16 protein-coding genes and 1 pseudogene are annotated in these 24291 nt (G+C 65.9%); 6 read left to right on the plus strand and 11 right to left on the minus strand.

Annotated elements, in window-relative coordinates; translation table 11 throughout:
- Window positions 1-225 precede the first annotated feature (225 nt).
- Together OHQ90_RS33520 and OHQ90_RS33525 are read right to left on the minus strand one after the other, a co-directional pair.
- Window positions 226-6396, minus strand: coding sequence for an MFS transporter (locus OHQ90_RS33520; RefSeq protein WP_328404404.1), 6171 nt, complete (start codon window positions 6394-6396; stop codon window positions 226-228).
- Window positions 6397-6431: 35 nt separating this feature from the next.
- Window positions 6432-7211 carry a hypothetical protein gene (locus OHQ90_RS33525; protein ID WP_328404406.1) on the minus strand — a complete coding sequence of 260 codons (780 nt, stop codon included), beginning with the start codon at window positions 7209-7211 and terminating at the stop codon, window positions 6432-6434.
- 639 nt (window positions 7212-7850) lie between these two features.
- Between OHQ90_RS33525 and OHQ90_RS33530 the strand changes: the two genes are divergently transcribed.
- Window positions 7851-8201: a hypothetical protein gene (locus OHQ90_RS33530; protein WP_328404408.1), complete on the plus strand. Its 351-nt coding sequence runs from the start codon at window positions 7851-7853 to the stop codon at window positions 8199-8201.
- A 111-nt stretch (window positions 8202-8312) separates the two neighbouring features.
- Here OHQ90_RS33530 and OHQ90_RS33535 read toward each other — a convergent pair whose 3' ends face one another.
- Both OHQ90_RS33535 and OHQ90_RS33540 read right to left on the minus strand, forming a co-directional pair.
- Entirely contained in the window at window positions 8313-9698 is a 1386-nt protein-coding gene (locus tag OHQ90_RS33535; RefSeq protein ID WP_328404410.1) for a hypothetical protein, read from the minus strand.
- Window positions 9699-9931: 233 nt separating this feature from the next.
- On the minus strand, window positions 9932-11158 hold the full coding sequence (locus OHQ90_RS33540; RefSeq protein WP_328404412.1) for a phosphotransferase: 1227 nt from the start codon (window positions 11156-11158) through the stop codon (window positions 9932-9934).
- A 216-nt stretch (window positions 11159-11374) separates the two neighbouring features.
- Here OHQ90_RS33540 and OHQ90_RS33545 point away from each other — a divergent pair, with 216 nt between their 5' ends.
- Window positions 11375-14182 (plus strand): ATP-binding protein, encoded by a 2808-nt coding sequence (locus OHQ90_RS33545; RefSeq protein WP_328404413.1) that lies wholly within the window; start codon window positions 11375-11377, stop codon window positions 14180-14182.
- 81 nt (window positions 14183-14263) lie between these two features.
- On the opposite strand, the gene OHQ90_RS33550 is transcribed toward OHQ90_RS33545, so the two are convergent.
- From OHQ90_RS33550 to OHQ90_RS33560, 3 genes are all read right to left on the minus strand, one after another.
- Entirely contained in the window at window positions 14264-15274 is a 1011-nt protein-coding gene (locus OHQ90_RS33550) for a lysophospholipid acyltransferase family protein (RefSeq protein ID WP_328404415.1), read from the minus strand.
- A 5-nt stretch (window positions 15275-15279) separates the two neighbouring features.
- On the minus strand, window positions 15280-16107 hold the full coding sequence (locus OHQ90_RS33555) for a GNAT family N-acetyltransferase (protein ID WP_328404417.1): 828 nt from the start codon (window positions 16105-16107) through the stop codon (window positions 15280-15282).
- A 224-nt stretch (window positions 16108-16331) separates the two neighbouring features.
- Window positions 16332-17597 carry an NAD(P)/FAD-dependent oxidoreductase gene (locus tag OHQ90_RS33560; RefSeq protein WP_328404419.1) on the minus strand — a complete coding sequence of 422 codons (1266 nt, stop codon included), beginning with the start codon at window positions 17595-17597 and terminating at the stop codon, window positions 16332-16334.
- Between the two features lie 111 nt (window positions 17598-17708).
- Between OHQ90_RS33560 and OHQ90_RS33565 the strand changes: the two genes are divergently transcribed.
- The 3 genes from OHQ90_RS33565 (at window position 17709) to OHQ90_RS33575 (ending at window position 21062) form a co-directional block, all read left to right on the plus strand.
- Complete coding sequence (locus OHQ90_RS33565; protein ID WP_328404421.1) at window positions 17709-18566, plus strand: LysR family transcriptional regulator; 858 nt, start codon at window positions 17709-17711, stop codon at window positions 18564-18566.
- A 340-nt stretch (window positions 18567-18906) separates the two neighbouring features.
- Entirely contained in the window at window positions 18907-19569 is a 663-nt protein-coding gene (locus OHQ90_RS33570; RefSeq protein ID WP_328404423.1) for a hypothetical protein, read from the plus strand.
- Between the two features lie 596 nt (window positions 19570-20165).
- The gene (locus OHQ90_RS33575) at window positions 20166-21062 is read left to right on the plus strand and encodes an MHYT domain-containing protein (RefSeq protein WP_328404425.1); all 897 of its coding nucleotides are present in this window, start codon (window positions 20166-20168) and stop codon (window positions 21060-21062) included.
- A gap of 285 nt (window positions 21063-21347) precedes the next feature.
- Here the strand turns inward: OHQ90_RS33575 and OHQ90_RS33580 are convergent.
- Window positions 21348-21462 (minus strand): annotated as a pseudogene (locus OHQ90_RS33580) (electron transfer flavoprotein subunit alpha/FixB family protein); the annotation flags it as partial.
- 11 nt (window positions 21463-21473) lie between these two features.
- Window positions 21474-21941: an ABC transporter permease gene (locus OHQ90_RS33585; protein ID WP_328404427.1), complete on the minus strand. Its 468-nt coding sequence runs from the start codon at window positions 21939-21941 to the stop codon at window positions 21474-21476.
- A gap of 107 nt (window positions 21942-22048) precedes the next feature.
- Between OHQ90_RS33585 and OHQ90_RS33590 the strand changes: the two genes are divergently transcribed.
- Entirely contained in the window at window positions 22049-22255 is a 207-nt protein-coding gene (locus OHQ90_RS33590) for a DUF5988 family protein (protein WP_328404429.1), read from the plus strand.
- A 172-nt stretch (window positions 22256-22427) separates the two neighbouring features.
- Here OHQ90_RS33590 and OHQ90_RS33595 read toward each other — a convergent pair whose 3' ends face one another.
- On the minus strand, window positions 22428-23384 hold the full coding sequence (locus OHQ90_RS33595) for an electron transfer flavoprotein subunit alpha/FixB family protein (RefSeq protein ID WP_328404431.1): 957 nt from the start codon (window positions 23382-23384) through the stop codon (window positions 22428-22430).
- 33 nt (window positions 23385-23417) lie between these two features.
- Window positions 23418-24203, minus strand: a complete 786-nt coding sequence (locus OHQ90_RS33600; RefSeq protein ID WP_328404433.1) for an electron transfer flavoprotein subunit beta/FixA family protein — start codon at window positions 24201-24203, stop codon at window positions 23418-23420.
- Window positions 24204-24291: the final 88 nt, after the last annotated feature.

Here is a 24291-nt window from a genome sequence, read left to right on the forward strand (position 1 = left end):
CGGCGTCGACGACGGAGGCGAGTGGATCGCTGGTGGCGGGCTGCTGCGGCAGCTGCACTTCGATCAGTTGTGTGGCGATGGCGGTTTCCAAGACGCGCCAACCCTTTTCGCCTGTTTCGGGTAGCTGTGTATCGTCGTTGCCCAGTGCTGATACCGCATGGGCTACGTGGATGACGCACTCGACGATGCGCCGAACCGCATGGGGTGTTGTGGATTCGGACGCGCTCACGGCCGGTGCCGCGTTGCCGGGGGCGGCTTCGGCTTCGGTCGACGCCAGCGAAATCCGAACAGGCCGCGGCCTCGCATCAGCATGTAATGGAGGGCACCGCCCGTTGCGGCCGCTCCGATTGCGGCCGTCGAGATCCAGCCGGTAGGGACGATGCCCTGCGTCGACAGCAAAGCGCCGCCCACCAACCCGCCGGCTGCGGTACCGGATCCGAGGATCAGACTTCTCACACTCGACACTCGGCCGAAGAGCCTTTCGGGAGCAACCTTTGCTTCATAGGTGGCGTACTGGACATTCATACCGACACCGAATACCGAGACACCGAATGCGCCGGCCGCCACCAGGAGTGGATTCTCGGTGCCGGCCTGAAGCGCGGCGACGCCGGTAAAGCCTGCGAGCGTCGCAAGGTACACGGTGTCGATCTTGATTTTGTTGATCAACTTGGCTGGCAGGAACCCGCCGGCTACTCCGCCCACAGCCCCCGCGCCGAGCACCGCACCAGCAGCCCAACCCGGCATCGCAGCATCCGTGATCAGCGCGGCGGTGCGGAGGTTGAGGGTCGTCATGGATATGTTGGTGATCATCGTGAGCGCGGAATACTGGCGGAGAAATGATTCATGCCAGAGCGCCTGTGCCCCCTCTCCAATGCCGCGCAGCACATCCCGGAATGTATGAGAGTCCGCCGAGGCTCGGGGCGGAAAGGAATTCCGCAGCGAACGCAGTGTCGCCAGGTTCCACGCGTACGAGGCGACGTTCACGGCGAACGGCAACGACTGCGCCACACTGAGCAGGATGGGGCCGAGCACCCGCCCACCAACACCCGCAAGGTACCCGTCGACCTCTGCCAAACGGAGCGCCTGCGATCGCTGTGGTGGAGTGGTCAGTTCTCGAACTGCCACCCGGAGACTGCGCAGATAGAACGTAGCCGCGGTCGCCTCCACCAGTGTTGCCGCGGTGAGCGCCGTGCCGAGGTCACGTCCACCGAAGAAGACCAGGGCACCGGCACCACCGGCCGCAAACAGGCCGACGGACTGCCAGGCGAACATGTTTCGCCGGAGGTCCCAAAAATCGCTCATGTAGCCGGCGAGTGGTTCGAACAGGACTTTTGGTGCAAATTGCGCGAACGTGGCCAAGCCACCCACCATCGTCGAACCTGTCATGCTCATCGCGAGTATCGGTAGAGCCGTCGTCTGAACACTGTTGCCAAAGCTGGAAGCGGCGTTGGACTTGAACAGCTGCCAGTACGCCGCATTGGAGGTGCGTAGCTGCCGCAGGGAAACCGGTTCTTCGGCGGGTGCCGGCGGCGGCTCGGCACTCAGGTTCGCGAGTTCGGGGTGTTCTGTCGGGTGTCGGTTGGTTGGAGTGTCACCGTCCGGAGATCGAGGTGATGGTTGTTGCGATTGCGGGTCGGGCAGGCCGATCGGTTCGTCCGGGGGGTGGTGGTAAACCACTGGGCCGAGGTGGTGTAGTCCATGCCGACCGGGTGGCAGGTGGCGCTGCGGGATGTAGAGACCGGATGCCGCGTCGTAATCGAATTCAGGGAAGTACCGCAGCGCGCCGGGCAGCAGTCGGGCGGTCACAGGCGCACCCGTAGGCGGCGAGTCCGGTACAGGGACCTGCACCGGCCCATACGCCGCGGCCCAGGGGGACGGGTTGCTGGACCGGTAGTCAGCCGCAGGGGGCTGAACGGAGCGGTCACCAAGATGATCATCGCCAGACGATGTGTTGTCGGCGGCGGTCGTCGGGGCGGACCTTGTCTCGGGGAACAGGTCGCTGCTCCATGGCGTCGGCCGGGATCCATCCGGATTGTCGCCCGGCGCAACATCTCCGGCGCTGGAACGGTTGAGCGCCGCCCACGGGGACAAATACGTCGACGCCTTCGCGGCGTTGCCATCGAGAGATGGGGCCCCCGGCCTGCCGTCCACAACCTCCGAGGCGATCAGCACCGCGACGTCGACGCGCCCACGCCCGACCGGACGCATCCGCTCGCCCTCCGCACCCACCACACCGGGCGCTGTGGGTTTTTCCGGTGGTTTCGGCGGCGAGTCCGGCTTCTGCCGCGTCGTTCGTTTGTCGTTCTCACATGCCGATGCCTGGGCCACCATGAACAGGCGGACCGCCTCCACCGACCGTTTCTGTGGTTGTGCCCGGTGCGCAGAGGGCAGCACGCCCAGCCCGGGAATGCCAGGCGGGTCGCTGTGGTCGAGGCGGTCGGGATCGAATTGAGGAGGGATGTTCGGATCTTGTGGTGCGTCCTTGGCGTTCGGGTCCTGGTGAGTGGCGTAGTGAGCGGATGAGGGGGTCCAGTCCGGGCCTTTCTCGGTGGCGGGCAGGTGAGTTGGCGGCTCGGCCCGGTCGCGTGGCAGAGGTTCGATGTCCCGGGTGGAGTTCCGATCGTCCTCGGGGTCGTTCGGGTCGGCGACGGGGTTCGGTGGCATCGGCCGTTGGACCACAGGCATGGCAGGCGGCTGGGTCGGTACCGAGGAAGGCAGGTGCGGGATAACGGGTATCGCGTTGTCCGGCGGGCCGTCGGGCGGGGTCGGGACGCCGGGGATGGTGTCGATGGTGCCCGGCGGCTTGATGTATTCCTCAGGCCTTTCGATCGGAATGTCATCGGGCCGCGTGTCCGGGTCGGATTGTTCGGGCGGCGCGCCAATCGGTACCACAGACGGTGGTAGACCGGGGAACTCCTCGGGTTCACTCGGGAGTTCGTCGGTGTCGGCACCAGGTCGGCCGCTCGTTGCGGCGAGCGGCCTGGTGGCGGACGGCGGCGCTTCAGCGGCGGCCGAGGCGACTGCCGCCGCACTCGTCAGAGGCGCGAGCTCCGGAATATTCTTCGGCGAGATCGACTGTGCGGGAGTGGGGTGTAGCGGTGCTGATGGTGCGGTATCGAGAACCGCCTTCGACGGGTTCGACTGCAGGGCAAGGGGTCCCGCGTCCGCGGCGGGGCCAGGCGGGGCCGATGGCGTTTCGGGCATCGGCTCCGGCGAGCCTGCTTGTGCGGTAGGGCTGCCGGCGTGGTGAGTGGCGCGTGGCGGTGGGGATGGTGGGGCGTCGGCGAGCGATTTTAGTGAACCTGATTGTGGAACATGATTTTTCGTTTCGACGGTGGCGTGTGATGGGGTTGATGTTATGGCTTCTGGAACTGGCTTCAGTGGGCGTGTTTGTGGGGCAGGGCTATTCGCCTCGGAAATGGGCTTCGACGCTATCGACGGCGTGGCGTCTGGAACGCGTGCTGGTGAGTCTGTTGGTGCGGTGGGGCTGTGTACGTCCGGCACGGGACGTGGTTGTTCGGATGATGAAACCGCGGATGATGGGTCCGCCTGCACGGCAAGGTTGTCGGTGTCGGGTATCAGGTGCGATGGTGTGAGCTCCGGCGTGGGTGTTTTCGCGTGCGCGGTCGGCGTGACGGTGGCCTGAGGGATGGGGTCGGTGGCGAATTGCGCTTCGAATTCGAAGAAGTCGAGATTCAGCAGGGGTTGTTCGGCGCGGGCCGGTTCGGCGGATGCTGGGCGTTCCAAAAGGGCGGCCCCGCCTTCGGGCCGGTGGCCCATCAGGTCTTTCGGGTAGTGGATTCCGGGTCGGCTCGCGGGTGCTTGGCCTGGCGCCAGCGGTAACGCCGGTTGTTGTGGGTCCCCTTTGTGGGTGGATTCGTAGGCTCTGATCATGCCGACTGTGTCGATGTGGGGTGTCAGGCTGTTGACGTAGTTAGCCACCGCGTTGTCTTCGATCCACACTCGTAGCTCGCCGACGGGCCGCCCGTTCGTGTCGACTTTCCACACGTTGACGACATCACCGCAGCGTTCGTGGACCCACTCGCCGACTTGTTCGCGCATCACGACGTCACCGACGCTGTTGTCGTGCAAGTTCAGGGCGTGCGCGCCCCAGGGGCCCTCTATGCCGATCAGGGCGGTGCCGCCGTTGCTGTGAATATCAGCGACAGCGATGGCCAGTGATTCGACCGCCTGCCAGTCCGCACCCACCCCCCTCGCGACCTGATCACCACTGAACCCTTGCAAACCAGACGCCCGGCTGATGAGCGACGGATCACCTCCGGTGAGCCCGGTCGATCTCTTGAACTCCGATACCGCTTCAGGGACGCAGTTACGTACACCGGCATCGGCATCGTGGGCGGGCACGAAACCGCCACCGCCCTCAGCGGTGGCCCCAACCAGGTCCGGGTGGGCGTTGCCGGAGACCGCCTCAGCGGTGTCACGTCCGCCGGCATTCAGGGAATCATTGTGTGGGCCGGCCGATTCCGTGGTCTGAATCTGTTCGCCCGTCGCACCGTTGCGGTCTTCGTGGCCGGATCGGCTGCGGCCCTCCTCGGTAGCGTTCGCATGGGCGCCGTCCTCGATCGCGGTGACGGCGTGGCCTTCATCGGTGGTGGCGGCATGGCGGCGGTCCTCGGGCGTGGTGATGCCGTGCCCGTTCTCGCGCCCTGCCCCAGTGTTACCGCCGTCGCCGTCGACACCGGAACCGGAGTGCGGTCTGGGCGCAAGCGCACTGGGACTACCTGGTTGTGCGACAGAGGTTTCGGTGACCGCATCCCGACCTGTCGTCTCGGCGACCGTGCGCACGGCCCCGATCTCAGCGACATCGACATGCGCGGCCGGAGTGTGCGTGATGGGGGTGTGCGCGGTCGCGGCGGGTGTGGCACTACCGGCCGTGCTCTCACCTGCCACCGACAGCGCCGCTCGGCTGTGTACCGGCGGCACTGCTTCGCCGGCAACCCGCACACTCACCCGCCCAGCCGGACCGGATTCGGCGGGCACAGGTGAGGAACCCGAGGGGCCCGGCGACGGGTGTGCGGGCGAAACCGGTGCGCTCGGACGCGGCGGCGAAACCGGCGGGTGTGGCGAACCAGGTTGCGTACCTGCTGCGTTCGCTGGTGGCGTCGGGCCTAAACCCATCGTCCGCAACTGCTGACGGGCCTCGGCATCGGCCATACTGTGCAGGTCTTCGAGGCTTACCGGCCGCAGTTCACCGCCCTCGCGAGGTTTGTGATTGTCGACAAACTCCCTCAACGCATCGTGTTGCGCTCCCGGCGCGAGCTGGTCGACCTGCCCTGCGAGGTCCCGACGGACCTCACGCTCGATCTGGCTCAGCTCCGCTTTCGTCTGCTCCGACAGCATCCCCGCACGAGTGAGGTCATCAGGCCGGGCGAGGTAACCTTCCCCAGACCCGGGGAGCTGTGTACGCGACGAAACATTCTCCGCCGGCGACCCCGTATCTATCGAGACCCGACCCGATCCCGCAACCTCCGCCGCTGCGGCAGCGCGCCCCGACCGCAACCCCGCGCCCGCCGCACTCGCGAACCCTGACCCGAACCCGGTCCACGCCATCGCCGCCACATCCTTGGCTCGCAACTCACCCCCCGTCAACGCCCACGCCGTAAACCCACCTGCTAAACCTCCGGCCAGACCGCCCGCGGCCCCCGCCACCACCGTCCCCACCACATGCCCACCGACCCGCACCACCTTCGACACCGAATTCGCCCTGAAACGACCGCTCACGGCCGCACCGACTTCCACGCCAACCAACCCACCCAGCGCACCCGCCGCGAGCGCAATCCTCACCTTCCCCCTGTCCACCTTCTCCCGATGCCCCTGCCACTTCTGAACTTCCATCGCCCCCCACGTGGTGCCGCCACCGATCGCCGTACCCAGCAACACACCGCGCGACGCCAATATCAGGCGCGGATTCTCGGCGATGAACTTCACCGCCAACTCCAGCACCCGAGCCACATGCTCGAGCCACGCCACCCCCGCCGCCGCCTTCACCGCAGCCCGATCCGCCGCCGCTTTCACCAACCCCACACCGGTCCCCGACGCGGCCGCATCACACATCCACTGCGCCGCAATCACACCCAAAATCCCGTAAATCTGATACAGCTGCAGCTCGACCTCATTGGCTTGCGCATACAACAGCCGCGCCTTGGCATCATTGGACTCACTCTGCGAGCGCGTATCGGCAATCAGCGCACGATATTGCCGCTGGATCCCCTCACCAGCTTTCCCTGCCGCCGCTGCCGCCGACCGATCCAATTGCACCTCGAGCCGCACCACCAACGCCGCGAGCTCCACCGCCGAATCCGCCCATGCATCAGCAGCAAGACGAATCTTGTCCGGAGTCCCGTCCGGTATATGCCCCGCCACCAGCTCGATCATCCAGCCAGGAAACTGCTCCAAAATCTGCGCCACCACTAGCCGCTTGCCCGTCCCCGCGCACACTCCACTACCAGACGATGCAACACCCCTGCCGGCCCACACGCGTCCGCACCACGCAACTCCACCTCAGCGAACGCCCCCACCAACCCCGCACGAGCATCAAAACGACCACCCGAGAAACACCCGCGGCTCAACTGGCCACGCCATGCCCGATAGCCAGCGACAATCCGGGCCAACGTGTCACCCCGATCCCACGAACCATTGATACGCCGATACTCGGTGATCAAGAATCGCTGCGCCGACGCACGCGCCCGCGTACCCGCCGCCGCCTCTAGTATCCGACCGAGGTCGTGGACCATGACCGAATACATCGGACGCTCATCGGATCCAGCAACTATTGACCCAGATTGTGTTGCGGCACTGATTTTTTCGGCAAGATTTGCGGTGTTCTCCACGATGGACTTGTCGAGCACGATCCATGCCGCGGCCATCGCCCCGTCGGTCTCGCCCACGCCCCGATCCCACGCGACGCGCGACACCGCACCGCCACGGAGATCGGTGATTTCGATCCCGCCGAGGTCGAGGAACGGGTACTTTCCGAGGATGTCGTAGAGGGCCGCCGCGATCTCGTCAACCGTGGATTCGGCGATCCCGGAGCTGTCGAATCCGACGATCTGTAGCCCGTGCCGTACGGCGAAGGCCTGCGCGGCCGCCAGCGCCGCAGGGGCGGTGTCGACGCCGGAGGGTTTCGGTGTGGTTGTCGAGCGTTTCGGTTTGCCGGACTTATCATCTCGACCTGATTGAACGGGCTTCACCCCGCCAGGTCGGAGACTGGTGCGGCCTGGCGGGAAGACCCGCCCGGGCGGGACGTCGGCGGATGTATTGCGCGACCACGGCGAGCCTGCCATGTTTCTCTGCCCGGATGTCCCGGCCGGGGACCTCGACCATGGTGTGCCGGTGTACGTTCCTGCGACCGCCGGTGTGCCTGCGGGCTTTCCCGAGGTGGGTGTCGCGGGCGCAGCGGCTGGCGCGGGATCCTGAACGGTCGGCCCCGCGCCGATCCCAGGTACGGGCTGCTCGTCGGGCGCCTCGGAACCATCACCAGGATATCGGCCGGTCGAGGTGGGTTGGACGGCTGAGGTGGGTTGGACGGCTGAGGTGGGTTGGAGGGCTGAGGTCGGTTGGAGGGCTGAGGTCGGTTGGAGGGCTGAGGTCGATTGGAGGGAGGTGCTCGGGTTGTCGCCTGATGGGTACTGCGGCCGCCCGGATCGGGGCACAGTAGCGGAGGTTCCGGCCGGGTTCGACGCCGGTACGGCGGTGCCGGCTCCGGGTTCGGGTTCGGAACCGGTTGGCGACAGTATGGATTGGGGCAGATCCGTGCTGGTCGAACTCGGCTGATCCGACGACACACCGACCGGCGCGACCATGTTGGGATCGGAGCTGATCATGTCCGGATGACTGATCTGAGACCTGATGTCCAGGTCCTGGTTGTCGAAAGCGGCGGCAGCCTCCGCGATACCATTACCCGTCGCGCGCAGATTGTCGACCAAGTTCCGGAAACCGTCCAGACCATCCGTCGCGGCCGGCTCATAGCGATCGCCGAAAATCCGGCCGGGCTCGTCGTTACCCCAGCACCGCCCCTGACTGTCGAGCGAGACTTTCAGCTGCGCCAAATTCTCGTGTGCCGCCTCAGCGATAGCGGTGAGTTCCGGGACCAGCGCCCGCAGCAGGTCGGTATCGACCTGCAAAAACTCACCCATACCGGCAACCTCTTCAGCCCAGCGTCAATGGAACCGAGACACTGATTGTCGCGCAACGGACCATGACTACCGCAGCGCACCATTCTCATCGCCGGGAGTACATGAGGGGCTGGCGTTCGCTGGCACAGCGCCAACGTGTCTCAGCCGCAATCCAACTCAGGCTATCGAAGCCTGGCGCTCGGAGAACCGTTGCTCGAACTCGGGGATGTATATCCCCGGCGGGATGGAGGACGAGGAGTGTTCCAGCACGCCGTCGTCACCGATGTAGAAGATCGCCCTGCCGATCGCCATTTCCCCCTCGGACACCGGCACATACACCATCCAGCCGACGCTGAACCGATGGGCGACCAACTGCGACAACGGATATCCCGTGGTGTCCAGCTTCCGGCCTGTTATGTAGTCACGCACCCGAGAGATCGCTTCTTCGACCAGCATCGGCTCGGCTGCGGTCGGCACCAGCCCGACGGCAGAGTATTGGTAGAGCGCACCATCAATATCGAAGCTCCCGTCGTCGCCGAAGACATCGACCAGCGTTTCGCGAGTCACCAGGTCGCCCTCGGCGGTGGACAGCCACGACGCTATCGCGTCGTTGTCCGGGCCGTCGCCGACCAGGCCGGCGACGATTTCTATCACAGTGTCGCGGGTCCACACGCCCGGCACCGCCGCGGCGCACTGCTCGGCCGGCGGTGACTGCCCGCGATACCAATGTCCGGCCTCCCACCAATAACAGAACGACAGCAACCCAGATGTAGCTCGTGGATTCAACACCGGGTCTGTCACCCAATCCGGTGCGCCCGCATAGAGTTTCGGCATCGACACGCCGCCGTTGTAGACCGCGTCCAGTGTGGGCGCTTCCCACACTCCCCCCGACAACACCGCCCGCCCGGCGGGGAGCACGTGCAGCGTCGACCCGCTGCGGGCGGTGGTCTCGAAGGAACCGATCCATGGCAGCATTCGCGGACCCCGATCCGACTTCGCGGCAACGAATGCCGCGGCGACTGTTGCCCACCGAGCCAACATCACCGGCAACGGCGGAAATTCGTTCTCCGCCAGCACCGCCCACACATGCCCGGCACGATCGGCGCGCGCCTGGGCCGCCGCCTGTTGCGGCGTGCGCACCTGCCGGTCGCCATGACCGATATACGCGGCCAGCCACACCGGCACCTTATCGCGTGGAAAGGCCGCGAGGTCGGCGCGATACGCCTCCGGCCCGAACAGCCGCACCTCTGGGAACGGTTCGTCGCCGTAGTCGTAGTCGATCTGCATCTCACCGGCATTGGCCAACACCACCAGCATTCGCCACCAGGGCCCCACCGCAGACCTCGCCGCGACCGCACGCAACTCCCGGATCACCGCGAGCTCGGTCTCGGTCGGAGTCCTCGATACCGTCTGCTCGCCAACGGAATACACGACATGCCCGAGCTCACCCGCCACCGTGACCGCGAATGTCGCATCCACCCGCCGCCATCCCGTCGGCCCCTGCGTCACCAGTTCATGGACAAGTGGGTGTTCGGCGGTCAGTCTGCCAGGTCCGTCGGTCACACAGCCTCCTCATCTCGGCCAGCCGGCTCATCACCGGAAAACTCCGAGAATCCGGGATATTGCCCAAGTCTTCCGCTCTCAGGGCCCGGAGAACTCCGGGTGTTCCCGTCAGCGGGAAGAGGACAGCGATGTGATCTTTGTCCCGATGACCAACGGTTCGAGATCGAAAGTACACAGGCTCGTCGTCGTGACCGTGTAATCGAATGTGCGGCAACGGTTACTGACGATGCGGATCAGCTGCCCCGGATCTGTGACTCGGCGGCCTCCTCGACGGCCTTCGCGGCATCGAGGTCGAGTACGGCAGCGGCGGTCCGCTCGATAATGCCGAGACTTATCTCGTCAGGCTGGTACTTCGGCTGGATGATGCTGTGGCCCATGGTCGCCAGCCAGATGAAGTACGGATACAACGCTTGCTGGCGGTAGGCCAGCCACGCCGTGTCGAAATCAGGTGCCGGGGCGCCGCAAGCCGCAAGCCGCTCGAGGTAGATGGTCAACAGCTCCCCTTCCCATGCCCGCCGGTCGGTGACAGCGAGGCCGGAGCTGACCACGTAAGCGAAGTCGTACGCCCAGCTTCCACGCAGCACGATCTGCCAGTCGGTGAACCCCATGCGGCCGGTGGCGGTGACGTAAGTGTTGCCGATATGGCTGTCACCATGCAGGAAGGTCTGCGGGCCCGTGCTGGCGATCTCCAGCGATTGCGCCAGCGCCCGGTACAGCCGGTCATGTTGGGCTGGAAGCTCTTCAGGTAGGACCGTGGCCGCCCGCCGAGCCCCGACCTTGGCCCGTTTGGATATGCCGATCAACCGGTCGAGATTGGCGAAGTGCGCCCTCGGGGCCTTCAACCATCGATGCTGCCTGAGCTCGTGGTCGTCCCAGTAGCGGGCGTGCCAGGTCGCCATGGTCTGCAGCAGATCCTCGATCTGTGCTCGGCCGATCGGTGTCTGTGGCGTGCAGAAGCTTGCGCCCTTGGTGCTGACGATGTCCTCGAGCAACGAAATCGACCGCCCCGACCGGTCGTCGACCGCACTGTGATAACCGCGCGGCGCCTCGATGTCGAGCTCGGGTCGCAGATGTTTGAAGAATCCCGGCTCACCGCCGAGTACTCCGGCCAAGTCCAGGGTGAGCCGCTGTTTGAAGTCTGCGGTCGTCTTCGCGAACAGGGTTTCCGGCAGACCTGCGACCCGGCCGGCCTCGTTGTAGGTGACGCTCAGTTTCCAACGGGTCGAGGTGCCGCTGCTCGCGGTCTCGGTGTCGAACGTTTCGACGGCCGCGCCGGGGTGGCGGTCGCACAGCACGGCAGTCAGCCAATCGGCGGTCACTTCCCGGCCGGTGACCGGCACGTCGGCCGCAGTAGTGGCCCGCGGGCGGGCGACCGCTTCCCTGGCGATATGACCACCGATGCGCGTGATTCCGCGCACTACCTCCAGTGCGGGGTGCCGGGTTGGTGCCTCGGACTCCAACGGGTCCTCCTCTGCTCGGCGGGAATGCGTTGTGCCCGATCTATTTCGAGTATCGGGCTGCCGTAATCCGGACCCTAAGGCAAGCGCTCGCGAGGAACATCCGTCATTCCGGACAGGAATATCCGCATCGGTGCGCGGCGAATACCGCGTTGTCGCGGGCGGTGCGCCCCGGCCATGGGCCCTGCTTCTCCTCGCAGACGCCTAATATCCCCGTTTGTGCAAGAGTCCCTCACCTCGGTGTTCGTTGGTCGCGATGCCGAGATGGCGCGTGTGGTGTCGCTCGGACGACGCGCCGCCGCGGGGCAGGGGGCGGCGATACTCGTCGAAGGTGATCCCGGCATCGGCAAGACAGCACTGCTCGATGCGGCCGAAACCCGATGCACAGCCGACGGTATGCGCGTCCGCAGGGGAGCCGCGAAGGAACTGCAGCAGGGTGTGCCGTTCGCGGCGGCCTGCTCGTGGCTGGACATCGATCGCATCGCGCCCGATACGGAGTCGGACACGGTTCGTGCGCTGTTGCGTAGCGGGGACAGAGCCGGTGACGGTGCGGCAACGCACGAGTTCGCGATCACCGAGGCGATCCTCGATCTGGTCGATACCTGGTGTACCGCCGGCCCGGTCGCGTTGATCATCGATGATGTCCACTGGGCGGATCGGCAGAGCCTGTCGGTGCTGCACCGGCTCTGCACCGTCCTGGACGATCTGCCGCTGTTGCTGATACTCGCGGCCCGTCCGCTGCCGCGGGACAAGGTGTTTGCCGCGCTGTCGGCCGATCTCGTCGAACGCCGCGCCCCGACGATTCGTCTCGGACCCTTGCTCAACTCGGCTGCGGCGGAACTGGTGCGGCACATGGTCGGGGCCGTCCCCGGCTCGGGATTGATGCGTCAGGTGATCGGCGCCGGCGGCAATCCGCTCTACATCACGGAATTGGTGGCCGCCCTGTTGCGCGACGAGGCGATCACGTTGGTCGCCGACGTTGCCGACCGGACGCGGCCGGCCGCCGACGAGCGGCTGCCTGCCTCACTGGCGGAGGCGATCTCGCAGCGGCTGGAACTGCTGTCCCGTCCGGCGCGGCACATGCTGCCGATGGCTGCCGCACTGGGCTCGATCGTCAATGTCGCGGAACTCGCGGCGGTCCTGAGCAGCTCGATTCTGGATGTCTGGAGCGCTGTCACCGAGGCGATGGATGGCGGGCTTCTTACCCGTGCCGACTCCGAACTGGTGTTTCGGCACGACCTGATCCGAAAGGTGCTGGCCGAACAATTGCCTGCCTCGCTGCGGTCGGATTTGCTCCGCCGGGCCGGTCAGGTTCTACAGGCGACCGATGCGCCGATCGAGCGAGTTGCGTACTACCTCTCGGCCGGCGACCACGAACTGGACACGACCAGTCTCGATTGGCTCGTGGCCGTGGCCGACAAGCTGATCGTGCGAGCACCCGAGATAGCGGTGAAGCTGTTGCGTCGCGCAGCGAACGTCCCGGACCTCGACGGCGGCATGCGCTCGGTGCTGATCGGCTTGCAGGCCCAAGCGTTGCTCTGGAACGGCTCCGCCATCGAGGCCGAGTCCGTTTTGCGCGCGGCGCTGCTCACTCGACCGGAAAACGGCGACGACGTCGGGCTTCGTTGGCGGCTCGCTCAGGCCTGCCACGCGCAGGGCCGGTTGGCCGATGCTGTCGATGTTGCCGAAACAGCACTGTCCACAGCGAGTCTCGGAGCCGAGGAGGCGGGCCGCTTCCACGGCCTGTGTGGACTGGACAATTTCTTTTTGGGGCGGTTCGATGCGGCCGCGGCGGTCGGCCGACAGGCGCTCGAACTGGGTGAGACCACTGACAATCCGATCGCCACCGGATATGGCCTCATGACGTTGGGGGCCGTGCGCTATACCCAGGGCTATCTCGGTGCGGCGCTGGACCTGAGCAGCCGGATCATTGCCATATTCGAGAACGGCACCGGATCGGACCAGTTCGATCCGTATGTGCTGTATGCACACTGCTTGATCGAGCTCGATCGCCTCGCCGACGCCGAAGAGACCCTGAAGACGGCCATCGGTCACAACCGGAGGATGCACGGTGTGTATCTGGCCCCGAACCTGGTTGCGAAGGCGCGGCTGTATTTGTTGGACGGTCGCTGGGATGATGCAGTGGCCGAATGCACCTCCGGCATGGAAGCGCCCGACGTCTTCGGTTATGCGCCGGTCGCACACGCCTTGGCGGCGCTGATCGGAATCCACCGCGGCACATTTCTACCGGACCCGGACACCGTTCCCGCACCGGACGGCCAGCTGGGCAGCAGCGGTTATGCACAGCTCCATCCCTGGGTCAACGCTCTGATCCACGAGACGCGCGGCAACCCGGACCTGGCGTTGAAACTACTCGTCGATGCCCAACAACGACTGGTCGACGGTTTGACCGCGCCCACGCTCTACTACATCTTTCCCGACATCGCCCGGCTGGCCGCGGACGTCGGTGACGACGACGCGGCTCGGTCGGTGGTGGCCAGCGCCGAAGCGCTGGTGGTGCGTGAGCCGACCGCGGCCAGAAACGGTACCGCTCTGCTGTGCCGCGGACTCGCCGAGCGCGATCCCGCGGCTCTCGTCGCGGCTGCACGCGCTTTCAGGGAGGCCGGACGGCCGCTCTACGAAGCACAGGCTTTCGAGAATGCTGCCGTTGTGCTCGCCGCTGCCGGTCGCGGCGCTGAGGCCCGCACCGCACTGGACGCCGCTGTGGAGCTCTACACCCGCCTTGGAGCTTCCTGGGATACCGCCCGCGCGGTGGCGCGCGTGCGGCCCTATGGAATTCGCCGTGGTGTCCGCGGTCCGCGCAACCGCCCCAAGTCAGGCTGGGCGGCCCTGACCGATACTGAACGAAAGGTCGCGGGCTTGGTTGCGGAGGGGTTTTCGAACTCCGACATCGCGGCCCAGATGTTCCTGTCGCGCAGGACAATTCAGTCTCACGTCTCCAATACCCTTGCGAAACTCGGCCTTCGCTCACGTCGCGAGATCGCCGCGGTGATGTCCGGTAATTGACGACCTCACCGGCAAACCGGGCACCCCATCAGACATCCACGGGAGGGCAACCACTATCTCGGGAGCAGGTGCATGACGTGATCACGCATCTGCCGCGTCGACCCGGCGACCGGAGCTGCGCAGGAACGGGCGCCGCCGCCGCACAACCACTGGCGTGTCCTCCGCAAGCTCCGGGTCCTGCACTCGGGTGACGCCTGCCTCGATCCATTCCTGCGCAGCGAGCACACCGTGCCGCGAGGTTTCAGTGCCGCGTACTGCCCGTTCGCAGCGGCGGGCCAGATCGCGCCGGTCGAGGCCTGGGTACTCCAGCGGCTCGAGGACAACCTCGGCCACCATCCCCTTGGACCTGAGCACTCGCATCGCAGAACTGCCGAAGGTGTCCTCCCCGACGAAACCGGGCACCGTGGACTGCGCACCGTTGCTGTCCAGATACCGCAGCCGTACCGGCTGCACCGAGGTGCCGGTGTCCACCGCGGCCTGGAAGAGCGCGGGCCGCATCGAGCCGTAGGCGCGGCCACACCACGTGGTCCCCTCGGGGAAGACCGCGACTCGATCACCGGCCGCGAGGCGCGCGCCGAGGCGGGCGACCACACCGGGCAGTTCGCGAAGCCGCTCGCGTTCGATCGGGATGACGCGCATCAGCTTCGCCAGGCCACCGAGCACCGGCCAATCCACCATGTCCGCTCGCGCCACGAATCCGAGCGGCTGCACCGAGGCCAGCACGACCACATCGGTCCAGCCGATGTGACCGGCGACGATCAACACACCCTCGCCAGGGTCGGCGAAACGTGTGTCGGACGACGCACCGCCCACGCCGGACGTGGTCACCCGGTTGTCCACGACACGCAATTGTATTCCGAGACAATCCAATACCATGCGCGTGTAGCGCCGCTGGAGATGTTCGCGCCTGCCCCGCGGGGTGGCCACGTTCACCACCAGGAAGCTGACCAGCAACCCGGCCACGCCGAGCAGCCGGGCGATGACCCGGCCGGTCCCGACCTCATCGATCCGCTCGATGCAACCGGGCCCGCATGGGCTCGACGGCATCCACGCGTGTGCGGTGTGCTGTGCGGGCGGCGCGTCGAACACCATGTACCTCACCGTCCCCCGTCGAGTGCGTTCGCGGCGTCCTGTAATCGATTCAGGTAGCGGGTGTTGATCGTGTCGAGCCCGAGCAGCGCGACGAAGTCGGCGACCGCGAAATCGGGATCGTGGGCGGGCTCGCCGCAGATCTCCGCGCCGAGGCGCAGGTAGCCGCGCAGCAGTGGCGGCAGTTTGGGCCGCGACGGCGGCGTCATCTCGTCCAACGTGAGACCGTCGACGACCACCGGCCGGTGGGGATGCACCCGCCGTTCCGGATCGGAGCCGTGCCTGCCGAGCAGCATGTCCCTGACGCCGCGTACGTTCACCCCGGCCGGGTCGGCGGGGGTGTCCTGCATCGGCACGGACACACAGCCCATCACCCATTCGTATCCGGTGAGCTGGATGTAGTGCAGGATGCCCGCCCACATGAGGGTGAGCACCGAGCCGTTGCGGTGATCGGGCACCACACAGGCGCGGCCCATCTCTACGATCCGGTTGCCTTCCGGATCGAGCTGGCTCAGATCGAATTCGGTGGCCGTGTAATACCCGCCCGCGGCGATCACCTTGTCCGGTGGCAGCATTCGATAGCACCCGACGAACTGCTCGGTGACATCGTCGCGGACGAGCAGGTGATCGCAGTGCTCGTCGAATCGGTCGGCGTCGAGGCCGGTGCCGTTGTCGGGAATCCTGAAGCCCGGCTCACCGGCGAACACGCCGTAGCGCAGCCGCTGTGCCGCCGTGCGGTGCTCGGCGTCGGAGGAAACGACCAATGAATACCGGGACCGCTCCACCCCGGATTCCGTCTGTCGAGCCGGGGCTGTCAACACGGACGAAATAGTCATATCCGTGATGAAGCCAGCCCGAAACTGCGTCGGAGCAACCTCGAAGTGTCGCGTCGATGCCGGTTCGGTGAACGCGATGATGGTCACACCGACCGTTCACCAGACGGTCGTATTTCGTTCCCGCCCCCGCATCCGAACCGCGCCTTGTGCCTGCTCGACGACCTATCGAGCAGAAAATCGCGCTGCCCCATGAGCTGGGACAGCGCGATTGTCGTGACGTGTGGTCAGGCGGCGGTGCGTTCCAGCGTCCGCACCGGAGTCCGCTCCACCTCATCGAAGCCGGGGCGACCCGTCCCGATGAACGCGACGAGCCACGAGGCTACCGCCGCAAAGCGGTTGCGGAAGCCGACCAGATACAGCAGGTGTACGGCAAGCCACATGAACCAGGCGATCACGCCGCGGAAGGTGATGCGGTCGTTCAGCTTCACCACCGCGCTGAACCTGCTGATCACCGCCATGCTGCCCTTGTCCCAGTACTTGAACGGGGTGCCCGGCCGCTGCTTCCTGCGGATGATGTCGGCGGCGTGCCTACCCTCCTGCATGGCGACCGGCGACTGCCCGGGGTAACCGTTGAGCGAGGTCATGTCGCCGATGGCGAAGATGTCGGCGTGGCCGCCGACAGTGAGGTCAGGGTTGATCAAAAGCCTTCCGGCCCGGTCGGTCTCGACGCCGGTGGCCTCGGCGAGGATGGTCGCGAAGCCGCCCGCCTGCACGCCTGCCGACCAGACCACGGTCTCCGCCGCGATCCTGCGCTCGACGCCGTCGGTGTCCTTGACCGTCACCTTGCCGAGCTCGATGTCGGTCACGAAGGTGCCGACCAACACCTCCACACCACTCTTGGTCAGCGACTTCTTCGCGTATTCCGAGAGCCCGCCGCCGAACGGCGGAAGCACCTCACCGGCGCCCTCCACCAGGGTTACCGAAACTTCCTGGTGGTAATACCTTTTCGCGAGCTCCTTCAGCTGACCGGCGACCTCGACGCCGGTCGCGCCCGCGCCGACCACCACAAAGCTGAGCAGCCTGTCCCGCGTCTCCTCGTCCGCGCCCGCGGCCTCGGCGAAGACCCGCTCGATCTGGGCGCGAAGCAGTCTCGCGTCGTCGATGGTCTTGAGCGAGAAAGTCTTGTCGGCGAAGTCGTCGCGCCCGAAGTAGGACTGCGAGGCGCCGGTGGCGGCGATCAGCGAGCCGTATCGGATCTGCCGACGCACCCCCTCGTGCTCGTAGGTGAGGATCGCAGTGGCAGGCTCGATGCCGACCACTTTGCCGAGCCGGACGTCGGCCCCCCGGTGTCGTCGCAGCACCGAGGCGATCGGCGGCGCGATCTCGTCGGAAGCCAGCACACCCGTCGCGACCTGGTAGAGCAGTGGCTGGAAGAGATGTTCCGGCGTGCTCGAGATGAGTACGTAGTCGATACCCGATTTGGCCAATTGCTTAGCGGCGGCAAGCCCCCCGAATCCCGATCCAACGATGACAACATCTGCGTGTTCCATGACAGCCTCCTTCTCTCATTACCAACCGTCATTCGAAGCGCAGATATTTCAGGTGTTCAGGCGCATAATGTAGATGACTCTTATCTTGATCGCTCATGAATTGGAGATGACGTGGAGCTTCGCCAGCTCACCTACTTCGTCGCAGTCTGCGAGGAGCTCAGTTTCAGCAGAGCCGCCGCTCGCTGTTACATCTCACAATCGGCGATCAGCCACCAGATCGCCCGGCTGGAGCGCGACCTCGGGGTGCAACTCTTCGAACGCTCGACCAGGGCCGTCGTACCAACCGACGCGACCATGCGGCTACTTCCCCTGGCTAAACAGATGCTGAGCCTGGAATCCGCGATCCGCGCCACGGTGCGGACGTCGGGGCACCGCATCCGGCTTGCCGCGAACATGTCCTTCGCGACGCGATCCCTCTCGGCGATCGCGGGCGCCCGCGCCGCGCACCCCGACGCCGAGATCGAGTTCGTGATCAAGCCGTTCCGCCAGCGGATCACCGCCGTGGCCGACGGCGACTGTGACCTCGCGCTCATCCGCGGCAGCGTCGATGAGCCGGGTCTCGCCGTCGAGAAGCTCTGGGTCGAGGATCTGGTCATCGCCACCTCGGCCGCCCATCCCCTGGCGACGTGCGAGGAGGTGACGCTGGCCGAACTCAGCTCCTACCCGCTACTGCTGCCACCGGAGCAGGAACAGGTGTTACTGCACAACGTCATTCGGGCCGCATTCGCAGACCTTTCCGCAGGACCCACGTACGGACCTCCGATTCCGCCCGACCACACCGCGACCATGGAGTTGATCAATCGACCCGAGGCGTGGACAGTGCTCTATGCCGACAGTCCGACCGAGGGGCTCGTTGTGCTGCCGCTGGCCGAGCACCGGCTACGGATACCCGTCTCCGCCGTACTACGCAGCGACAGCCGGCGGTCGGCGATTCTCACTACTTTGCTGACGGGACTGCATCGGTGTTGACCAGGCGTTCTCGCGAGCGAAGCGCTGCGCACCGATAACCATCGACATCACCGCGACCAGCACCGTGACTCCGCTGTCGAGATAAATCTCCGAGGCATCGAAGTCACCCTGGAACGGCGCCCGCCGCATCGGCGGTGCAGGAGAACGGATTTGCCTTCGCCCGACCCGATGGGCGCGCGCGATTTCGCGATACCGATGCCGGTTGCGCGTCCGGGCTTGCGATCGACGCCGGTCAGCGCGCCTGACGTCGGGCGACATCGATCAGCCTGCCGGACAGATCATTGTGCGGGGCAAGGTATCTCGCGAAGAGGGCTGACGCAGGCCTGATTTACTGAAGCGCGTGAGGGTTACAGACACAGGTAAGCGTGCCTGGTACCTGCGACGCAGGTTCTTGCCGTGGCGACGGCTGGTCCAACCGTTCAATATCGGAATGGAGGGCACGTACTTCCTCTTCGAGGTGCCTGTCGGAGCCGCGCCGCCCTCGGGTCCGCGAGCGGTTCAGCAGCCCACCCCGCGCGCGGCCCGCCGCCAACAACGGCGCGACGATCGGGAGCACAAGCTGGACCGGGTCGAAGGCTGGCAATGGCTGTACTGGTTTCCGCTGCTGCTCATCGTCATTGCGCTTGTGGCGGTCGTCGGACAGGCGCTCGAGCTGCTGATGTTCTTGCTCTTCCTGGCGCTTTGCGTATGCGCGTCGGTGGAATTGGCGGTGCAGTTGATCGTGGGGACGATCCTGGTGGCGCCAAGGATGCTCGGAGCGCTTCGTTCCCGCGTCGATGTGTATACCGAACACGGCAACCGACTGGCCTCGCTTACTGTGCTGTATGTGCCCGGCCACTGGCGGGCCAGGCAGCTCGTGGTTGATTTGGCCGAGCTCCGACGCTCCGCGAATTGGCCGTTCGACCCCGTCCATGACCCCCGAGTTGCCATGTTGCTCCAGCAATACCGGGCCGAGATCATCCACCACGAAAGCCTCTGGAACACCCCGATTCCCGCGCGCTGAACCTACCAGTGCCGCGTCGAGGAACGCAGGGCAGGAAATCGGGTAGCCGGATTCCGGAAGTGGGATGCCTTCACAGCCGATGGCTTCGCGAACGAATTCTGTTGGCAGGCACCAAACGCACGTTGGGCTTTGGTCGTGTCGGTCCCATTGCTGAATCCCCGTTCCGCCGCGGCTGTCCGTTCGGCGCCCGTCGAAGGCGAAGGCGCGCAAGGAATTCGCGATCGTGTGCATGATCGCTGATGGATTGCTGTCGTCTTGTGAATTGCGTTGCCGGTACTTAGTGCGTGGATCTGACGTAGTGCCCCGTTATGGGTGCGCACCCGGTACCGACTACGGACCGCGGAGGTAAGTGCGAACCATCGACCCGACAGGCGGTGAGTCAGATGGCGATCCATAGCACCGCTACGGCCACGAGATCGGAATAAACTCCCAAGACAACCGCCTTCGTTGCCTCGAACCGAGTTGCAGCTCCGGCCAGGGCGCGCGCAGCGCAATCACGCAATGTGAAATTTGCATAATGCAACTTTCTACGAGTTGCGCTATCGTCGCAGTCGATTTGCTGGCAAGAAGCCGGTTATTGGCCACGGAGCGGATGCGTGCTGGAACTCGATCACTTCAGTAACGGGTGGGTGACCCCCGTTCTGGCTTACATCATGTCCGTCGCCGGATCGATGCTCGGTCTTCGATGCGCGGTGCACGCCCGATCGTCGTACTGGCCCGCAGGCTGGCTCATCGCCGCGGCGATTGCCCTGGGTGGCGCCGGTATCTGGGTCATGCATTTCACCGCGATGCTCGGCTTCTCCATCCGCGGTGGAACCATCCGTTACGACGTGCCGATGACGCTGCTCAGCGCGGCCGTGGCGATGGTGGTGGTGTGGATCGGGCTGTCGATCGTCGTGCGCTGGCGACGGGAAGTCCTTGCGCTGCCGATCGGCGGCGCCATCACCGGGCTCGGCGTGGCCGCCATGCATTACCTGGGCATGCATGCGATGAATACCGATGTGACCGTGGGATACAACCTCGGAACTGTTGTGCTGTCGCTCGTGATCGCAGTGGTCGCGGCGACCGCGGCACTATGGTTCATGCTGCACGTCAGTGGCCTCCGCGCAACCATCGGCGCGGCGCTGATCATGGGCCTCGCGGTGTGCGGCATGCATTACACCGGAATGGCGTCGATGCACGCCCAGCACGCCCAGCACGTTGGGCAGCATGCCATGCCCCCCGACGGTGCCGATCCCATGCAGCTGATCACACCGCTGATCATCACCGTCACCGTGATCACCATAATGTTGGTCGCTGTGGTTGGGCTGGCCGAACTCGACGAACTCAGCAAGCCTGATCCACTCCCCGTACCTGCCCGGCCCGCTGCCCAGCCCGGATCCGCCCAGACCGTGTCCGCCCGGCGCAAATCCATGACGCTGGCAACCGCTCCCGCCGATCTGCCCCGGAGCGGCCGCGAGTGGCCGCGGCGAGAAATGCCGGATCAGCACTGACTCCTGGTCGCCACAGCCGGTCCGGCCGCCGCGACGCTCATGCGGACGAAGGCACGGCTGAACCGCTCCTGACGAGCGGTGATCGGTAGGCCGCCATCCAGAGTCGTCGGCACCGACCCAGTCGAAGGCTGCCGATTTCGTCGACTTCTCTGCCTGCAACCCACGACATCTGGTGCCGGCCAATCACCTACCAACGGAGGGTGGGCCCCGACCGTTTCCGGTCAGAGCCACCATCTTCGGGTGAAGGATGTGTCAGCGCTTGTACGCCTGCACTGCCTCGGTCAGCTACGGGGCGATGTTGAACAGGTCCCCGACGATGCCCGTACTCCGCGATCTCGAAGATCGGGGCCTGTTCGTCCTTGTCGACTGCGACGACGGCCTTCGCGGTCTGCATGCTCGCACCGATATTGATCAGGCGTTCTCCCGCGCGAAGCTGCGTGCGCCGAGCACCATCAACACCACCGCGACCAACACCGTGAGCCCGCTGCCGAGATACACCTCCGAGGCGTCGAAATCGCCGCGGAACAACGCCCGCGCGGTATCGACGGTGTGCGAGAACGGATTTGCCTTGGCGATGTTCTGCAACCAGGTCGGGCCGAGGGTCATGGGCAGCAGAATCCCCGACAGCAGCATGAGCGGAACAGTGATGCTGTTGAGCACCGACGCCAAGGTGTCCTCCGCCTTCGCCCACAACCCCAGCGCATAGGACGCCGCGGCGAGACCGGCGGCCATTACCGCGATCAGCAGCAGCGCGGCCCGGCTTGCCGGGGTGACCCGCTGCCGCTCGACCACACCCGCACGCAACTCCATCACGATGGAAAGGCCCGCGAACATCGCGCCGAAGAGCCCGATCTGGATGACCAGCGCCGGTGCAGTCATCCCCGCCCGGACCGCCCACCCCGACGCGACCTGAAACACCTGAGAGTTTCGGTTTGTGTCGCGCCGAAATCCCTGGACCTGGGCGGCAGCGCGCCTAGCATCGGAGAATGAGCAACTCTGCGAAAGCTGTCTTGGAGGGCGGACCGGCGGATCTGTCGGACCGGGTTGTTCCCATCACCCCGCCGGGGACCGAAATCAAGGTGCCGTTCAGAGGCGGCTACGAACATTTCGAGGCAACTCCTCGGCTCCAGGACACCGCCGACGGGCCGTTACGCGTCTACCAGTGGGCCTACCGCACCTCGATCGCCGAATGAGGACCACCTAGCGGACGCCGAACCAGGCATCGCGGCGACACCCGATGTGGGCGCCGCGGCAGTACCGGGTGCGCCGGTAGCCGCATCGGCACATGAATGCGCTTCACGAAAATGCAGGTGGCCCCGGCTGTTTCCAGCCGGGGCCACCTGCGAAACGCTCAGCGCGGAGCTATCAACCCTTGTGCGCCTTGACCGCTTCGGTCAGCTGCGGGGCGACGTTGAACAGGTCGCCGACGATGCCGTAGTCCGCAATCTCGAAGATCGGGGCCTCTTCGTCCTTGTTGACCGCGACGATGGTCTTCGAGGTCTGCATGCCCGCGCGGTGCTGGATCGCGCCGGAGATGCCGAGGGCGATGTACAGCTGCGGGGAGACCGTCTTACCGGTCTGGCCGACCTGGAACTGACCCGGGTAGTAGCCCGAGTCGACCGCGGCACGCGAGGCGCCCACAGCGGCGCCCAACGAGTCGGCGAGCGCCTCGACGACCGCGAAGTTGTCGGCGGAACCGACACCACGACCACCGGAGACGACGATGCTCGCCTCGGTGAGCTCCGGACGGTCGCCACCGACGATCGGCTCGCGGGAGATGACGCGCACGACGCCCTCTTCCTGAGCGGGGACCTCGACGGTCACCTTTTCGCCGGCACCGGCCTGCGCCGAGGCCTCGATGGCGCCGGGGCGTACCGAGATCACCGGCACGTCGCCGGTCGCCTTGGCGTCGACGGTGAACGCGCCACCGAAGATGGAGTGCACGGCCGAGCCGTCGGCCTTGACATCGATGACGTCCACCAGCAGGCCGGAGCCGATGCGGGCGGCGAGGCGACCCGACACTTCCTTGCCTTCGGCGGTGGCGGCGACGATGACGGCGGCCGGGGAGGCCGACTCCGACAGCGCGGCAAGCACGTCGACCTTCGGGGTCACCAGGAAGTTCTCGACATCGTCGGATTCGGCGATGTAGATCTTCTCGGCGCCTGCCGCGGCCAGCGCGTCGGCCAGCTTCTCGCCGGTCCCGGCCGATCCGAGCACGACGGCGGCCGGTTCGCCGAGGGCGCGGGCGGCGGTGAGCAGTTCGGTGCTGACCTTCTTGATCGCACCGTCGGCGTGCTCGACGAGCACAAGTACTTCTGCCATTTTGTGTTCTCTCCTAAGCAGTCTCGAGCGGGATCAGATGATCTTCTGACCGACGAGGTACTGGGCGATCTTGGTGCCGCCGTCGCCCTCGTCCGCGATCTTCTCGCCCGCCGTGCGCGGCGGCTTCGGGGTGGCCGCGGTGACGGTGCTGCCCGCGTTCGCGACGCCGACGGTTGCCGGGTCGACACCGAGGTCGGCCAGCGTGAGGGTCTGCACTTCCTTCTTCTTCGCGGCCATAATGCCCTTGAAGGAGGGGAAGCGCGGCTCGTTGATCTTCTCGGTGACGCTGACGATGGCCGGGAGGGTGGCCTCCAGCTTGAAGACACCCTCGTCGGTCTCGCGCTCGCCGGTGATCTTGTCGCCGTCGACGACCAGCTTGCGCAGGTGCGTCAGCTGCGGGATGCCGATGTACTCCGCGATGATCGCGGGCACGGCGCCCGCGCGACCGTCGGTGGCCTCGTTGCCCGCGATGACCAGCTCGACACCCTCGACCTGGCCGAGCGCGGCGGCGAGCACGTAGGCGGTCTGCACGGCGTCGGAGCCGTGGATCGCCGGGTCGTTGACGTGGATGGCCTTGTCGGCGCCCATGGACAGCGCCTTGCGGATGGCCTCGGTGGCACGGTCCGGACCGGCGGCCAGCACGGTGACCTCGCCGCCCTGGGCCTCCTTGATCAGCAGCGCTTCTTCGACGGCGCGCTCGTTGATCTCGTCGAGGACAGCGTCGGCAGCCTCGCGGTCGAGCGTGAAGTCACCATCGGTCAGCTTGCGCTCGGACCAAGTGTCGGGAACCTGCTTGATGAGTACGACGATGTTCGGCATTGGTCTTCGTCGACCTCCTGTTCTGGGGGCACGTTGTGGTGGTCGCACGAGCGGGCCGTACGTCCATTGAGTAGCTCAGGGCGTGACA

This window comes from Nocardia sp. NBC_00403 (assembly GCF_036046055.1).
Lineage (GTDB): Bacteria > Actinomycetota > Actinomycetes > Mycobacteriales > Mycobacteriaceae > Nocardia.

Bases quoted from the DNA above. Each gene is read 5' to 3' on its own strand.
- OHQ90_RS33520 (WP_328404404.1), bottom strand. From the start codon at position 6,396: ATGATCGAGCTGGTGGCGGGGCATATACCGGACGGGACTCCGGACAAG.
- OHQ90_RS33530 (WP_328404408.1), top strand. From the start codon at position 7,851: ATGACTGATCTGAGACCTGATGTCCAGGTCCTGGTTGTCGAAAGCGGC.
- OHQ90_RS33550 (WP_328404415.1), bottom strand. From the start codon at position 15,274: ATGGTGTTCGACGCGCCGCCCGCACAGCACACCGCACACGCGTGGATG.
- OHQ90_RS33555 (WP_328404417.1), bottom strand. From the start codon at position 16,107: ATGACTATTTCGTCCGTGTTGACAGCCCCGGCTCGACAGACGGAATCC.
- OHQ90_RS33560 (WP_328404419.1), bottom strand. From the start codon at position 17,597: ATGGAACACGCAGATGTTGTCATCGTTGGATCGGGATTCGGGGGGCTT.
- OHQ90_RS33585 (WP_328404427.1), bottom strand. From the start codon at position 21,941: ATGACTGCACCGGCGCTGGTCATCCAGATCGGGCTCTTCGGCGCGATG.
- OHQ90_RS33590 (WP_328404429.1), top strand. From the start codon at position 22,049: ATGAGCAACTCTGCGAAAGCTGTCTTGGAGGGCGGACCGGCGGATCTG.
- OHQ90_RS33595 (WP_328404431.1), bottom strand. From the start codon at position 23,384: ATGGCAGAAGTACTTGTGCTCGTCGAGCACGCCGACGGTGCGATCAAG.
- OHQ90_RS33600 (WP_328404433.1), bottom strand. From the start codon at position 24,203: ATGCCGAACATCGTCGTACTCATCAAGCAGGTTCCCGACACTTGGTCC.